Source organism: Mesorhizobium sp. M1399 (assembly GCF_040317735.1).
In the GTDB taxonomy this organism is placed as follows: domain Bacteria; phylum Pseudomonadota; class Alphaproteobacteria; order Rhizobiales; family Rhizobiaceae; genus Mesorhizobium.
Genome location: NZ_JAMYKZ010000002.1, coordinates 214,916 through 227,124, shown reverse-complemented (window position 1 = coordinate 227,124; position 12,209 = coordinate 214,916). Strand labels below are relative to the sequence as shown.

Below are 12,209 nucleotides of genomic sequence, written 5' to 3'. Positions count from 1 at the left end.
ATAGCGGGCGACGGCGAATGGTGCAATGCGGCGAATGGTACTGGGGGATCGTCCGAACCGAAACCGGTCGGATCATGCGCTGGCCGTCATTCCCAGACGAAAGCGACCTTCTTCAGCGCCTTCTGCTCGAATATCTCGACGCCCTCGGCCACATCGCGACCGCCGGCGCCGGCATAGAAGGCAAGTGCGTTCTGATTGTCTTCCAGCGCCCACACCACCATGCCCTTCAAGCCATGGTCGGCCAGCCGTGCCCGTGCCGCCGAGAACAGCCGGCTGCCGAGCCCGATGCCTTGATATTCCGGCCGCAGGTAAAGCTCGTAGATCTCGCCCTGCTGCCTGAGTTCGCGGGCACGGTTCTTGCCGATCGTCGCGTAGCCGGCAATTTTGCCGCCGATTTCGACGACCAGGACGGTGGCGGCGCGGCGAATGGCATTCGCCCACCAGTCGGCACCGCGGCGGTTGATCATCGATGTCAGAGTGCGGTGTGGGATGATGCCCGAATAGGCGCCGCGCCAGGCCTCGAGATGCACGTCGGCAATGGCGGCTGCATCGCGCGGCTCGGCTTTCCTGATGTCGATGCTCAGCGTATTCATGATTGGTTAACCATAAACCCGCGGCGCCCGATTGCAAGAGTCCGGTCAGCCACTGCGATGCTTTCGCACAGCCGAACGGTGCGTCCTTGAGACGCTGCAAAACCGCCTTTAGCGAGATCAAATCTCGACCAGATGGTCGTCCAGTTCGTTGCTGTCGCCGGTCGACACCGGAAAATGCTCGGCCAGTACCGCACCGACCGCTTCGACCGCCCTGACGAAGCCGTCGGCAAGCCGATCGTCGCCGGCATGCGCCGTAAGGTCGCGGACGACACCGTCCCAGACATGCTGGCCGACACGAGAATCGATGCCGCTGTCGGCGACCACTTCAGCATAGCGCTCGGCGATCGAGACGAACACCAGCACGCCGGTGCGCGCCGCGGTGCGGTGGACGTTGCGGGCGAGGAACTGCTTCATCGCATTGGCGTGGGCGGCCTGGTAGCGCAGCCGCCTCGGCACCAAATGGATGCGCAATGCGGGCAATGCCCACAACAGGATGAGCACACTGGCAAGCGCCAGAAGCTCGGCTATGACGAAATGCGGCAAGCGGATCGACAGCCACCAGGCTTCCAGCCCGTAACCGACGGCGAGGCTGACGACGAGCATGCCGAGCATCGCCATGAAGGCGGCCGGGAAGAAATAGCCGTCGCTTGCATGCGCCACGACGCAGTAGATCTCGCCGTCGGTCTTTGATTCGGCAGCGCGGATCGCATCGGCGATGCGCTCATGATCCTCGGGGCTGATCGGTCGTGTTGCCATGATTGATGTCTCACCAGCTTCCTGAAGAACCGCCGCCGCCGGACGAACCGCCGCCGCCGGAAAACCCGCCGCCGGAACTTCCTGACGACCAACCACTGCCTGAACTTCCCGACGACCAGCCACTGCCGGACGAGGTCCCCGACGTCCAGGCACCGCCACCGGAGGGTGACGAACCTGGCCCGCGGCCGTAGCGGAACGTCATGCCCAGCCACTTGTACACGCCCGGCGACAGTTTCGTGCCGAAGATCGGCGGCAGGAACGCCATTGCCAAGCCGCCGAAGAACATCGTCGCCCACAGGATGATGAACAGCATGAAGATGGGATCGACAGGATTGTCATTCGCCGGATTGCGCTTGCCGCGCGCCTCCAGCTCTTCGGGATTGCCTTCCAGCACCATGATCATGTCGTCGACGGCCTTGCTGATGCCGCCTGAGAAATCGCCGGCACGGAAGGCCGGCACCATATCGTTTTCGATGATCAACTTGGTGTGCAGGTCGGTCAGCGTGCCTTCAAGCCCATAGCCGACCTCGATGCGCATCTTGCGGTCGTTCGGCGCCACCAGAAGCAGGACGCCGTTGTTCTCCTTCGCCTGGCCGAGTTTCCAGGCGCGAAACAACCGGTTGGCGTAAGGCTCGATCTCCTCGCCGTCGAGGCTGGGAATGGTCGCGACGACGATCTGGTCGGACCCCTTGGTCTCGAAATCGGCAAGCTTCTGCGTCAGCGCCACCTTGGTCGCGGCATCGATGATGCCGGCATTGTCGACGACCCGTCCGGTCAGCGCCGGCAATTCGGCGGCGAAGGCCGCGAAGCCGAACAGCAGCACCGCTATGGCCAACAGCGCGGTGCCGGTCATTTTGATGAAACGGCCGGATTCCACCGGGCTGACGGCGTGTCTTGTCATCTCGTCACCAGCTTCCCGAGGAGCCGCCGCCGCCGGACGAACCGCCGCCGCCGGAAAACCCGCCACCGCTTGAACCCGACGACCATCCCCCGCCGGAACCTCCCGACCAGCCGCCGGACGACCGCCGGCTCGGCTCGAAGGTCATGCCCAGCCAGCGATAGCGGCCGGGACCGATCTTCTGGCCGAAGATCGGCGGCAGGATGGAGGCTGCGAGGCCGCCGAAAAAGATGATTGCCCAGATGGCTATGAAGATGGTGAAGAACAGATCGTCGCTGTTGAACGGCGGCTGCTGGTTGCGTTCGCCGCGCGCTTCCAGCTCTTCGGGATTGCCTTCCAGCACCATGATCATGTCGTCGAGGGCCTTGCTGATGCCGCCGGAGAAATCGCCGGCACGGAAGGCCGGCACCATGTCATTTTCGATGATCAACTTGGTGTGCAGGTCAGTCAGCGTGCCTTCAAGCCCATAGCCGACCTCGATGCGCATCTTGCGGTCGTTCGGCGCCACCAGCAAAAGCACGCCGTTGTTCTCCTTCGCCTGGCCGAGTTTCCAGGCGCGAAACAACCGGTTGGCGTAAGGCTCGATCTCCTCGCCGTCGAGGCTGGGAATGGTCGCAACGACGATCTGGTCCGAACCCTTGGTCTCGAAATCGGCAAGCTTCTGCGTCAGCGCCGCCTTGGTCGCGGCATCGATGATGCCGGCATTGTCGACGACCCGTCCGGTCAGCGCCGGCAATTCGGCCGCGAGAACGGTGAGAGGGAGGAGGAGAAAGCTTAGAACGAAGCCAAAAAAAATCCGGCCGGCATTTCTTCCCACCCCCCTCTGTGGGGAGATGGCCGGCAGGACAGAGGGGGGTGGGACGGAGTACAAGGCCAACGGGAACAGACCCGCTAAGCGCCGTTCACCCGCCCTGCTGCGTGCCGAAATCGACCTTCGGCGGCTGCATCTTGTCCTCCTCGATGGTGAAATTCGCAAACGGCTGGTTGCCGCGGAACCACAAGGTCGCCCAGATCACCGACGGGAAGGTCCTCAGCGTCAGATTGTACTCTCTCACCGCCTGGATATAGTCGCGGCGGGCGACCGTGATGCGGTTCTCGGTGCCTTCGAGTTGTGCTTGCAGCGCCAGAAAGTTCTGGTTGGCCTTGAGATCGGGATAGTTCTCCACCACCGCCAGCAGGCGCGACAGCGCGCTGGTCAGGCCGGCCTGGCTGTCCTGGAATTTCTTGAAGGCTTCCGGATTGTTCAGCGTTTCCGGCGTCACGGTCACCTGCGTCGCCTTGGCGCGCGCTTCGACCACGGCATCGAGCGTGTCCTTCTCGTGCGCGGCATAGCCCTTGACCGTGTTGACCAGATTGGGGATGAGATCGGCGCGGCGCTGGTATTGATTCAACACCTCGCTCCATGCGGCCTTGGCGTTTTCCTCAGCCGTCGGGATGGTGTTGTAGCCGCAGCCGGCAAGCAGCGGCAGCATGACGGCCATCACCAGGAACGCAGCTAAATTACGGAAGATTGGCGGTAAAGCAAGGCGCTGGACAAGCATGATAAGGTCCCCTCGATAGCATTGGCACGCGAAGCATTAGCACAATCCTTGCGCAAGAAAATGACTTCGGCCGAGAAGCGTTACTGGTTTCTACCATTCGCCGTCAGGCCCTGTGACAGACGAGGCGAACGGGTTAAGCTCGGGATGAAACGGGATATCACCATGGCGAAACGCCACGACAGCGACGCGGAATCGCGCCGCATCATCGAACGGGTGGCGCGCGAGACCGACCCGGGCGGCACCTCGTTCCTCGCACGAACCGCCAGAGGCGCGCGCGACCACGTCACAGCGGCCGATGCCGACCGATCGGACCCGATCGAATATTGGGGCACCCGTATTGGTCGGGCGGCAGGCTTGCTTATTGCCATCGGCCTGTTGATCTGGCTCGTGCTTTTCATCACCAGGGGCGGTTAGGACAAAGATCAATGAGCGCCGAAAAAGCCGACGCGCCGCGCGCGGTCATCGTCGTCTCCAGCCATGTCGCACGTGGCTCGGTCGGCAACCGTGCCGCCGTGTTTGCGCTGGAGACGCTGGGGTTTCCGGTTTGGGCGGTGCCGACCGTCATTCTGCCCTGGCATCCGGGGCACGGCCGGGCCACCCGCATCGTGCCGCCGCTGGACCAGTTCAAGGCGCTGATGACCGACCTCGAGCGCGCGCCGTGGCTGGGCGAGGTCGGCGCCGTGCTGTCCGGCTATCTCGGCGAGGCTGGCCAGGCCGAAGCCGTCGCTTCGCTGGTCGGCGCCGTCAAGGCGAAGACGCCGGACGCCCTCTATATCTGCGACCCGGTGATGGGCGATTCGGGCGGCCTCTACGTACCTGAGCCGACCGCAATCGCCATGCGCGACCGGCTGATGCCGATCGCCGATATCGCCACGCCCAACCGCTACGAGCTGGAATGGATGGCCGGAGCGCCGCTGCCCGACCTGAAATCGGCAATGGCTGCTGCCCTGCAAGCCGGCCCACCGGCCATGCTGGTCACTTCGGCACCGGCGATGATGGCCGGCGGCATCGGCAATTTGCTGCTCAACGGCAGAGAGGCGCTGCTTGCCGAACACCGGCTAATCGACAAGCCTCCGAATGGGCTCGGCGACCTGACGGCGGCCGTCTACCTGGCGCGCATCCTGTCCGGCCAAACGGCCGCCAAGGCGCTGCAATCGACCACGGCAGCGGTCTACGAGATCCTGGCGCGCACCGCCAAGCGCGGCGGCGACGAATTGCAGCTCGAGACCGATGCCCAGAGCCTGTCGCACCCGATGGCGATGGTGCAGCTTCGCCATCTCCTGCATCCGGGACGGGATCGCCGGGCGTGACGCAGGCCGAAGACGCCGTGCCCCAGGATGATGCGCCCAAGGGTGCTGCGCTCGACCATGTTGTGCCTGGGGATGTTGTGCCCGAGGATGTTGCGCGTAGGGATGTTGTGCTTGTCGGCGTCGACGGTTGCAAGACCGGCTGGATAGCCGTCCGCCGCGATTCCGGTGCCGCACCGTCGACAGCCGTTTTCCCAAGCTTCGCGGCGTTGCTCGACCAGCTACCCGTCAATGCAATCGTAGCGGTCGATATGCCGATCGGCCTGCCCGATTTCTCGCAAAGAGGCGGTCGCGGTCCGGAGGCGCTGGTGCGGCCATTTCTTGGCGCCCGGCAATCCAGTGTCTTTGCCATCCCCTCCCGCGCCGCGCTCTATGCGGAGATCGAAGCCTTCACCACGGTCGAAGCCTGGTACGCGGCACATCGCAGGGCAAGTGACGTGGCCAAGACGACCTCAGATCCGCCGCGCCGTGTCTCGATCCAGGCCTTCGGCATCTTTGCCAAGATCCGTGAGATCGATTCGCTGCTGATCGCGCGGCCCGAACTGCGCAGCCGCGTCTTCGAATCGCATCCGGAAGTTGCCTTCTGCAGACTGAACGGCGACCGGGCGATGCGTCTGCCGAAGAAGATCAAGGGCAACATCAATCCGGCCGGCATGGCCGAACGCAAGGCGCTGCTTGCCCGGCATGGTTATGGCCAGCATTTTCTCGACCAGAGGCCGCCGCGCGGCGCGGCCACCGACGATTTCCTCGATGCCGCGGCGATGATGCTGATTGCCGGCCGCATCGCCAGAGGCGAGGCAATGCCGTTTCCGGATCCGCCGCTCGCCGATCGTTTCGGCATTCCCGTCGCCATCTGGGCTTGAGGACCAGGCGTCAGGAGCGTGATCTGAGCGCCTCGTTGAGCGCCCACATATCCTTCTCCTCGGGCGCGGTCTCCAATCCGAGCACGGGAATTTGCTTGCGCAAATGGTCGTGGTGGGTGCGCACGCCATATTCGAGATCGGAGAGGTAAAAACCTCCGAAGGCTTCTGACAGCATGGATTCGTTGGACCATATCGAAAGCTGTACATCTTCGGCCAGCGTGTCGCGGTCGATGCGGTAGGATAGGTAGCGGGCAGCCGCCTGCTCCCTGCTCTCGTCGCGATAGCGGTAGATGGCGCCGCGCAGCAGCGTCTCACCCGTCGACAGCGGGAACTCCTGATAGAACTGCACCGACTCCGGCATGATCGACAGCGCGTTGTTCGGAAAGATGCCGTAATAGATCCAGGCCTTGCGCAGGTGCTCCGGCAGTTGCTTCGCCTCGGGTGCGAGCTTGATGTATTGCGCGACGCTCCAGCGCCGTCCGGCATGCGGGTTGTAAGTGGCGAACGAGCGCGACACGCCGTTGACGAACGGCTCGTCGAAGTAGGTCGCGCCATAAAGATCCTGCAGCGCCGGATGCGCCATGGCGACGTGGTAGCCTTCATTGTCGACGTCGCGCACCGACTTCCAGTTGACCGGCGTCTTTTGGGTCCAGATGCCCCAGGACGGCACCATCTCGGCGACGCCGTAATGGGCAATCTCGGCTTCGATCGGCTTCAACAGCTCGGCCACGGATGGCTGCGGGCCACCCTTGCGGAAGCGGATGAAGATGAAGCCCATCCAGATTTCGAGCTCGAGCGGCATCAGGCCGAATTCGGTCTTGTCGAGGTCGGGGAAGGACCGCGGGCGGGCAGCGCCGCGCAACGTGCCGTCGAGATTGTAGACCCAGCCATGAAAGGGGCAGACCAGCGCATTCTTGCAAGTGCCTTGGCTATCGGCAACGACGCGACTGCCGCGGTGGCGGCACATATTGTTGAAGGCGCGCACCACGCCATCCTTGCCGCGCACGATCAGCGCCCGCTCGCCGACTACATCCATCGTCAGATAGTCGCCGGCGTTCGGCAGGTCGCAGACATGGCCGGCGATCTGCCAGTGATTGCGGAAGACGTGCTCTTTCTCGAGTTCGAGCAAGGCGTCGGAATGATAGCTCCAGCCCGGCAGGCCCCGCCGATCCCAATCGTTGGGGATTGCCACGTCACGCAGATGCGGGTTCATAAAAGGCTCTTATTTATTGAATGGCCGTTCAATACAAGCATATTTTCTGTTGAAATGCAATAGCTTGCGAGAATAGGGCGAATTCCCGACGCGAAACCGATCGGCAATTGAGAGCCGAGCTCGAACGATCGAAGCCGGGAAAATCCCGGGAATTCCGGGCGTTAATCCCCTTACGCTTGTTGAGCGCCCAGCCCTCCGTGGACCGGAAAAGTCGACGTGGATCCGGTGCCGTGGATAGCGGAAAACGAGCGCTGAATGTCACCGGTGCGGCCAGCTACGCATCGTCGGTTTGCCCCCGGAATGGCCGCGGGCCTGGTTTCATGCCGGTTACACAATCGTTAATCCATCATCGTTGGCCCGTTACAAGGTGCGGTTAAGTTCGTTTCAACAGGGAAAAGAAGAACACCGAAGGAAACGACGATGCCTACGAAAACCCAGATCACCGACAACGACCATCGCCTGCAGGGTCCGCAGCGCAACGACCGGCGCCCGAAGCTGGCGCTGCGCCAGCGCGCCAGCGATCACCCGATGGCGATGTTCCTGCTGCTTGCCGCTGCCGCGTTTGCCGGCATGGCGTTCACGCCGACCGTCGGTCCGGCCTTCGCCTCGCTGAACCCGCCGGTCAACCTCATCGACGGCGCGACGACCACGACCAAGACGGCGCGCCTGCCGATCCCGGACATCGATTTTGCCTGCAAGGGTCAGGCCTGGGGCGCCGAGAGCCTGGACTGCCTGCGCGCCATCGCTGCCCAGTCGGGCAAGGCACGGCCCGTCCGCATGATCGCCAACGCCGCCCCGCTGGCCGATACGCCGAACGTTTTTTGATCTTTTCGCGAGCGCCCTCCAGCACTCCAGTCAGGCTCCCGCCGCAATGTCGGCTGGGAGCCTTTTTTCTTTCCTTTTTGTCTCTCTGGGAGTCTAGCCGCCCAAAGCGACCTGCTCGGCAATGGCCGAGAGCACGCCGCGCACATCCAGCGTGCTGAACGGCTTTTCGAGGATTGGCGGCCGCTGCGGCGCCGGCAGCGCCTCGATTTCGCCTTTTGCGCCGATCAGATCGCCGGTGACAAGCACGAAACGCCGCGCCAGATCCGGCATTTCGGCAAGCAGCTCGCGATAGGCGGCTATGCCGCTGGTGCCGGGCATGCGCAAATCGGAAAACACGATGTCCGGCGGCATGTGGCCGCTCAGGGTCGCGGCGGCCGAGACCCAGGCCGGCACGATCCGCGACTTGATGCCCATCAACTCCAGAATGTCGGACAGCGACGCCGCGACATCCGGCTCATCGTCTATGATCAGCGCGTGACGCAAGCCGCTCGACCGCGACGGACTGTCGCCGGCGGCGACCGCGCCGGCAGCGATCGCCGGCAACTGCACGACAAAACGCACGCCTCTCGGCGAAACCTCCTCGAACCAGATATTGCCATTGTGCCGCTCGATGATCGATTTGGAAATCGACAGGCCGATACCGGTACCGACGCCGACTGGCTTGGTGGTGAAATAGGATTCGAATATGCGTGAGCGTATCGCTTCCGGCACGCCTGGCCCGTTGTCCTCGACCGAGAATCCGGGATTGCCGCGGTCGCTGCGAAACGTCCGGACCTTGATCCGCCGGTCGCCGGCAATGCCGGCCAAGGCATGCTGGCTGTTGATGAGGAAGTTGGCGGCTACCTGCGTCACGTGGTCGGCATCGGCCATGGCCAGCAGCGGGCCGCCGGCGAAATCGGTGTCGATGATGATGCCGCTTGATCGCGCGCCATAGGCGGTCACTTCGAGTGCCGCGCGGATCACCTGGTTGAGGTCGGTCTCGGCCTGCGCCGTCGGGTGCAGGCGGACCATCGACAGGAAGCTTTTGACGATACGGCCGCAGCGCTCGGCAGCGGCGCGCACCTTTTCGGCGCGTACTTTGGTCTGCGGATCGGCGGCGAATTCATGCAGCAGCGTCGACTGGGCGACGACCACGGCCAGCGGGTTGTTGAGCTCGTGCGAAACCCCCGCAAGCAGCGAGCCCATCGCCGCCATCTTCTCGTTCTGGTGCAGTTTTTCGCGCTGACGGTTGATTTCCTCCTCAGCGCGCAATCTGTCGCGCAGGTCGCGGATGGAGCCGAAGATCAGATGGCGATCGGCGACCCGCATCTCGGTCGCCGTCAGCTCGATCGGAAAAACCTCGCCGGCGGCATTCTGGGTGACCGTTTCGAGCCGCTGGCCGACCATCGGCGCGCCGCGGCCCGACATGTATTCGGCGCCCGACGCATAGCCTTTGCGGTAATATTCCGGCACGACCGTGTCGAGCAGGTCCTTGCCGAGGATATCGCTGCGTCGATAGCCGAACATCTTCTCGGCCGCCGGATTGAATTCGATGATCGAGCCGGTCTCGTCGATGACGATGATGGCGTCGAGCGAGGCCTGCAGCATGGTGCGGCGAATGACGTCACTGGCATGCGCGTCGGAGGGCGACCGTTCGATGGCGTCGCCAATGGCGAGTGCCACCATGTGCAGCGCCGCCTCTTCCTGGTCGGTCCATTCGCGTTCGTTGACGCAGTCGTTGACCGCCAGCGTGCCCCACAAATTGCCGTGCGAAAAGACCGACACCGACAGGAACGACTTGATGTTCTGCTTTTCGAAATCGGTCCGCAGAAAGCCTTCGAGATCGCGTGTGTGCCCGGCGAATATCTTGCCTTGGCGCTCGTCCTCCGCCAGCTGTTCCAGCAATGGGTCCGAATCGACGACCGACTGCATGATGACGGTCGGTGACGCCAGCTCGCCGCCAAACCGGGGGGCGATCCAATAAGCGGCGACCGACTGGGCGAAGCCCTGGCCGGGCAGTTCGCGCAGGCGAAACAGGATGCCGCGGTGACAATCCATGGCTTCGCAAAGCGTTTGGAGGATACCCTCCATCTCGCGCTGCCAGTCGCCGGCTTCGCGCAGCCGGCGAACCACATGCACGGCCGCCATCGCCGCGCCCTGCCTGGCGCCCTGCGAGTCCGCGCGTGCTGTTTCAGCCGTCATGGTCATTTCCTGGCAGTGGCTTGCTCAAGCCGCCAGGCCTCAGTTATTTTCGCCGGCTGGCAGCGAGAAGATATAGCCTTCGCCGCGCACCGTGCGCAGGAATTTCGGATTGGCCGGATCCGCCTCGATCTTCTTTCTCAGCCGCATGATGCGGATGTCGACGGCGCGGGACGATTCCGCGTCCTCGACGAAACCGATCGCCTCGGAGATCGCCGCCCGCGTCAACAGCCGGTTGGCGCGGGTAAGGAACACCTCCAGCACGTCGAACTCGCTCTTGGCCATGTCGATGACCGCACCGTTGGCGCCGGTGACGAGCCGGCCGTCGAGGTCGGCGTGAAAGGCGCCGAAGCTCACGGACCGGCGGCCACCGGATGTTTCAGCCTTGGCTTTTTGTGGTTCGGTCGGCTCCGGAACGCGGCGCAGCACGCTGCGCACCCTGGCCAGCACTTCGCGCAACTCGTAAGGCTTGACGATGTAGTCGTCAGCGCCGAGCTCCAGTCCGACGATGCGGTCGAGCGCGGTACCGGCGGCCGTCGCATAGATGATGCCGATCGGCATTTTCGACCGCATCCAGCGGCCGAGCGACAGGCCGTCCTCGCCCGGCATGGCGATGTCGAGAATGGCCAGATGGAAGGACTGGGCTTCCAACAGGTCGCGCGCCGCCACCGCACTTTCGGCCGTGGCCACATCATAGCCGCTGGCGCCGAGATACTCGGCGACCGCGTCCCTCAGGTCGGGCTCGTCCTCGACAATGACAATTCGTGCCCGCACGATGCGTTCGCTCCCGCTTTCAGCGGAAAGTAGATTGGGTATAAACATGATGTCCAGCACTCTTCTTGGGTTGCCGTATGCGGGGTAGAAAAACATGGCTGCACGATCCGTCATCGCGCTTGTTTCCGTCGCTGAAGTAATTGCGACCGATCTCGCCGATCATCTCAAGCGACGCGGTCATGACGTCCGCGCCGCGCGACAGCCGTGGGAAGCCGAATCGCTGCTTTCTGAAAAGGGTATCGATGTCGTGGTTGTCGGCGACAGCGTCAGCCAGGCGGAGGGGCGCGACCTGCTCAGGCGACATGGCGGCGAAGGTGGACCGGATTTCATCCTGATCTGCCGCCCGGCCGATCTGGTCGACAAGGTGCTGGCGCTCGAGCTCGGCGCCGCCGACGTCGTCGAAAGCCCGCTCAATGTCAGGGAGCTTGCCGCCCGCGTTGGCGGCCTGCTGGCTCGGCGCGGCAGGAACGCCGGGGAATTGATCGTGCTGGAGAACGCGACCGTCGATCTCCGGTCGGCCATCGTCATGCACCGCTCGGGCACGGAAGAACAGCTGTCCGCCGGGCAGGTGGCGCTGCTCAGGCTGTTCCTGGCCAGCCCGCGCAAGGTGCTGACGCGTGACGACATCATCGCCGCCGCGCCCGCCGAAAATGCCGAAGCCTTCGACCGGTCGATCGATTCGCGCATCGTGCGGCTGCGCCGCAAGCTCGACACCGAAACCATCACCACCATACGGGGTGCGGGTTACCGGTTCGATCCGCCAACGCAATTCGCCGATTGAATGCAGGACAGCCACCCCTTTTTTGAGTATCGGATTTTCCTAAAACCGGTTCCCGCTTTTGGGTCCGATGCTCTTTCCTCAGCGCGCCACGAGAAGCGACGGGCCTGACGGCATGTCACTGTTCGTGCTGACCTCGCCGGCATGCGCACGTTCCTTCAGCAGCACGGTTGCGAGGCCGGCAATGCCGAGCAGGCCCTGCACGTAGAGCAGGGCAGAAAGCACGGAAGCGGCGAATTTCGTTTTCATCCTGTTCTTTCCTCAAAATTGGGATTTACGGGCGCTTCAGGGGAACCCCCGAAGCCCCCGCGCCGCCAGCGGAGCCCCCCGTTGCGGCGCGGGCCTTCGGTCCTCTCGGCTGCAAGTTGCCGGAGGCGCCGCGCATCCTCAACGGCTCTAAGCCGCCCCCGCCAGAGGGGCTTGAGCCGGTCGACGCGCAGGCTGGAAACTGTCCAGACAATCCAGACCGTAGCGAAAACAGTG

At 63.7% G+C, this 12,209-nt stretch carries 14 protein-coding genes; 5 read left to right on the top strand and 9 right to left on the bottom strand.

What is annotated here, in order from left to right; genetic code table 11:
• Positions 1 to 86 precede the first annotated feature (86 nt).
• The 5 genes from NKH05_RS03590 to NKH05_RS03570 form a co-directional block, all read right to left on the bottom strand.
• Entirely contained in the window at positions 87 to 593 is a 507-nt protein-coding gene (locus NKH05_RS03590; RefSeq protein WP_023678138.1) for a GNAT family N-acetyltransferase, read from the bottom strand.
• Between the two features lie 117 nt (positions 594 to 710).
• A complete protein-coding gene (locus tag NKH05_RS03585; RefSeq protein WP_352494107.1) occupies positions 711 to 1,349 on the bottom strand; it encodes a TPM domain-containing protein in 639 nt (212 codons plus the stop codon).
• Positions 1,350 to 1,359: 10 nt separating this feature from the next.
• On the bottom strand, positions 1,360 to 2,202 hold the full coding sequence (locus NKH05_RS03580; protein WP_352588424.1) for a TPM domain-containing protein: 843 nt from the start codon (positions 2,200 to 2,202) through the stop codon (positions 1,360 to 1,362).
• Positions 2,203 to 2,254: 52 nt separating this feature from the next.
• Entirely contained in the window at positions 2,255 to 3,064 is an 810-nt protein-coding gene (locus NKH05_RS03575) for a TPM domain-containing protein (RefSeq protein ID WP_502895830.1), read from the bottom strand.
• 85 nt (positions 3,065 to 3,149) lie between these two features.
• Positions 3,150 to 3,788: a LemA family protein gene (locus NKH05_RS03570; RefSeq protein WP_023721309.1), complete on the bottom strand. Its 639-nt coding sequence runs from the start codon at positions 3,786 to 3,788 to the stop codon at positions 3,150 to 3,152.
• Between the two features lie 162 nt (positions 3,789 to 3,950).
• On the opposite strand from NKH05_RS03570, the gene NKH05_RS03565 reads away from it, so the two are divergent.
• The 3 genes from NKH05_RS03565 to NKH05_RS03555 all read left to right on the top strand — a co-directional run bounded on the left by NKH05_RS03565 (position 3,951) and on the right by NKH05_RS03555 (position 5,958).
• Positions 3,951 to 4,202 carry a hypothetical protein gene (locus NKH05_RS03565; protein WP_023721310.1) on the top strand — a complete coding sequence of 84 codons (252 nt, stop codon included), beginning with the start codon at positions 3,951 to 3,953 and terminating at the stop codon, positions 4,200 to 4,202.
• An 11-nt stretch (positions 4,203 to 4,213) separates the two neighbouring features.
• Positions 4,214 to 5,098 carry a pyridoxal kinase PdxY gene (gene pdxY, locus NKH05_RS03560; RefSeq protein WP_023721311.1) on the top strand — a complete coding sequence of 295 codons (885 nt, stop codon included), beginning with the start codon at positions 4,214 to 4,216 and terminating at the stop codon, positions 5,096 to 5,098.
• 107 nt (positions 5,099 to 5,205) lie between these two features.
• Positions 5,206 to 5,958 carry a DUF429 domain-containing protein gene (locus NKH05_RS03555; protein ID WP_502905013.1) on the top strand — a complete coding sequence of 251 codons (753 nt, stop codon included), beginning with the start codon at positions 5,206 to 5,208 and terminating at the stop codon, positions 5,956 to 5,958.
• A 10-nt stretch (positions 5,959 to 5,968) separates the two neighbouring features.
• On the opposite strand, the gene NKH05_RS03550 is transcribed toward NKH05_RS03555, so the two are convergent.
• Positions 5,969 to 7,171, bottom strand: coding sequence for an aromatic ring-hydroxylating oxygenase subunit alpha (locus NKH05_RS03550; protein ID WP_352480981.1), 1,203 nt, complete (start codon positions 7,169 to 7,171; stop codon positions 5,969 to 5,971).
• Between the two features lie 420 nt (positions 7,172 to 7,591).
• On the opposite strand from NKH05_RS03550, the gene NKH05_RS03545 reads away from it, so the two are divergent.
• Positions 7,592 to 7,996: a hypothetical protein gene (locus NKH05_RS03545; protein WP_352480982.1), complete on the top strand. Its 405-nt coding sequence runs from the start codon at positions 7,592 to 7,594 to the stop codon at positions 7,994 to 7,996.
• 93 nt (positions 7,997 to 8,089) lie between these two features.
• Here NKH05_RS03545 and NKH05_RS03540 read toward each other — a convergent pair whose 3' ends face one another.
• Positions 8,090 to 10,177: a PAS domain S-box protein gene (locus NKH05_RS03540; RefSeq protein ID WP_031194628.1), complete on the bottom strand. Its 2,088-nt coding sequence runs from the start codon at positions 10,175 to 10,177 to the stop codon at positions 8,090 to 8,092.
• Between the two features lie 39 nt (positions 10,178 to 10,216).
• A complete protein-coding gene (locus NKH05_RS03535) occupies positions 10,217 to 10,996 on the bottom strand; it encodes a response regulator (RefSeq protein WP_352788054.1) in 780 nt (259 codons plus the stop codon).
• Positions 10,997 to 11,042: 46 nt separating this feature from the next.
• Here NKH05_RS03535 and NKH05_RS03530 point away from each other — a divergent pair, with 46 nt between their 5' ends.
• On the top strand, positions 11,043 to 11,729 hold the full coding sequence (locus tag NKH05_RS03530) for a winged helix-turn-helix domain-containing protein (protein WP_352788012.1): 687 nt from the start codon (positions 11,043 to 11,045) through the stop codon (positions 11,727 to 11,729).
• 78 nt (positions 11,730 to 11,807) lie between these two features.
• Here the strand turns inward: NKH05_RS03530 and NKH05_RS03525 are convergent, their stop codons facing one another.
• Positions 11,808 to 11,975: a hypothetical protein gene (locus NKH05_RS03525; RefSeq protein WP_352641299.1), complete on the bottom strand. Its 168-nt coding sequence runs from the start codon at positions 11,973 to 11,975 to the stop codon at positions 11,808 to 11,810.
• Positions 11,976 to 12,209: the final 234 nt, after the last annotated feature.

What these genes read in the sequence shown, in the direction of transcription:
- NKH05_RS03590 (WP_023678138.1), bottom strand. Translation starts at nt 593, where the DNA reads ATGAATACGCTGAGCATCGACATCAGGAAAGCCGAGCCGCGCGATGCA.
- NKH05_RS03585 (WP_352494107.1), bottom strand. Translation starts at nt 1,349, where the DNA reads ATGGCAACACGACCGATCAGCCCCGAGGATCATGAGCGCATCGCCGAT.
- NKH05_RS03580 (WP_352588424.1), bottom strand. Translation starts at nt 2,202, where the DNA reads ATGACCGGCACCGCGCTGTTGGCCATAGCGGTGCTGCTGTTCGGCTTC.
- NKH05_RS03570 (WP_023721309.1), bottom strand. Translation starts at nt 3,788, where the DNA reads ATGCTTGTCCAGCGCCTTGCTTTACCGCCAATCTTCCGTAATTTAGCT.
- NKH05_RS03565 (WP_023721310.1), top strand. Translation starts at nt 3,951, where the DNA reads ATGGCGAAACGCCACGACAGCGACGCGGAATCGCGCCGCATCATCGAA.
- pdxY (WP_023721311.1), top strand. Translation starts at nt 4,214, where the DNA reads ATGAGCGCCGAAAAAGCCGACGCGCCGCGCGCGGTCATCGTCGTCTCC.
- NKH05_RS03550 (WP_352480981.1), bottom strand. Translation starts at nt 7,171, where the DNA reads ATGAACCCGCATCTGCGTGACGTGGCAATCCCCAACGATTGGGATCGG.
- NKH05_RS03545 (WP_352480982.1), top strand. Translation starts at nt 7,592, where the DNA reads ATGCCTACGAAAACCCAGATCACCGACAACGACCATCGCCTGCAGGGT.
- NKH05_RS03540 (WP_031194628.1), bottom strand. Translation starts at nt 10,177, where the DNA reads ATGACGGCTGAAACAGCACGCGCGGACTCGCAGGGCGCCAGGCAGGGC.
- NKH05_RS03535 (WP_352788054.1), bottom strand. Translation starts at nt 10,996, where the DNA reads ATGTTTATACCCAATCTACTTTCCGCTGAAAGCGGGAGCGAACGCATC.
- NKH05_RS03530 (WP_352788012.1), top strand. Translation starts at nt 11,043, where the DNA reads ATGGCTGCACGATCCGTCATCGCGCTTGTTTCCGTCGCTGAAGTAATT.
- NKH05_RS03525 (WP_352641299.1), bottom strand. Translation starts at nt 11,975, where the DNA reads ATGAAAACGAAATTCGCCGCTTCCGTGCTTTCTGCCCTGCTCTACGTG.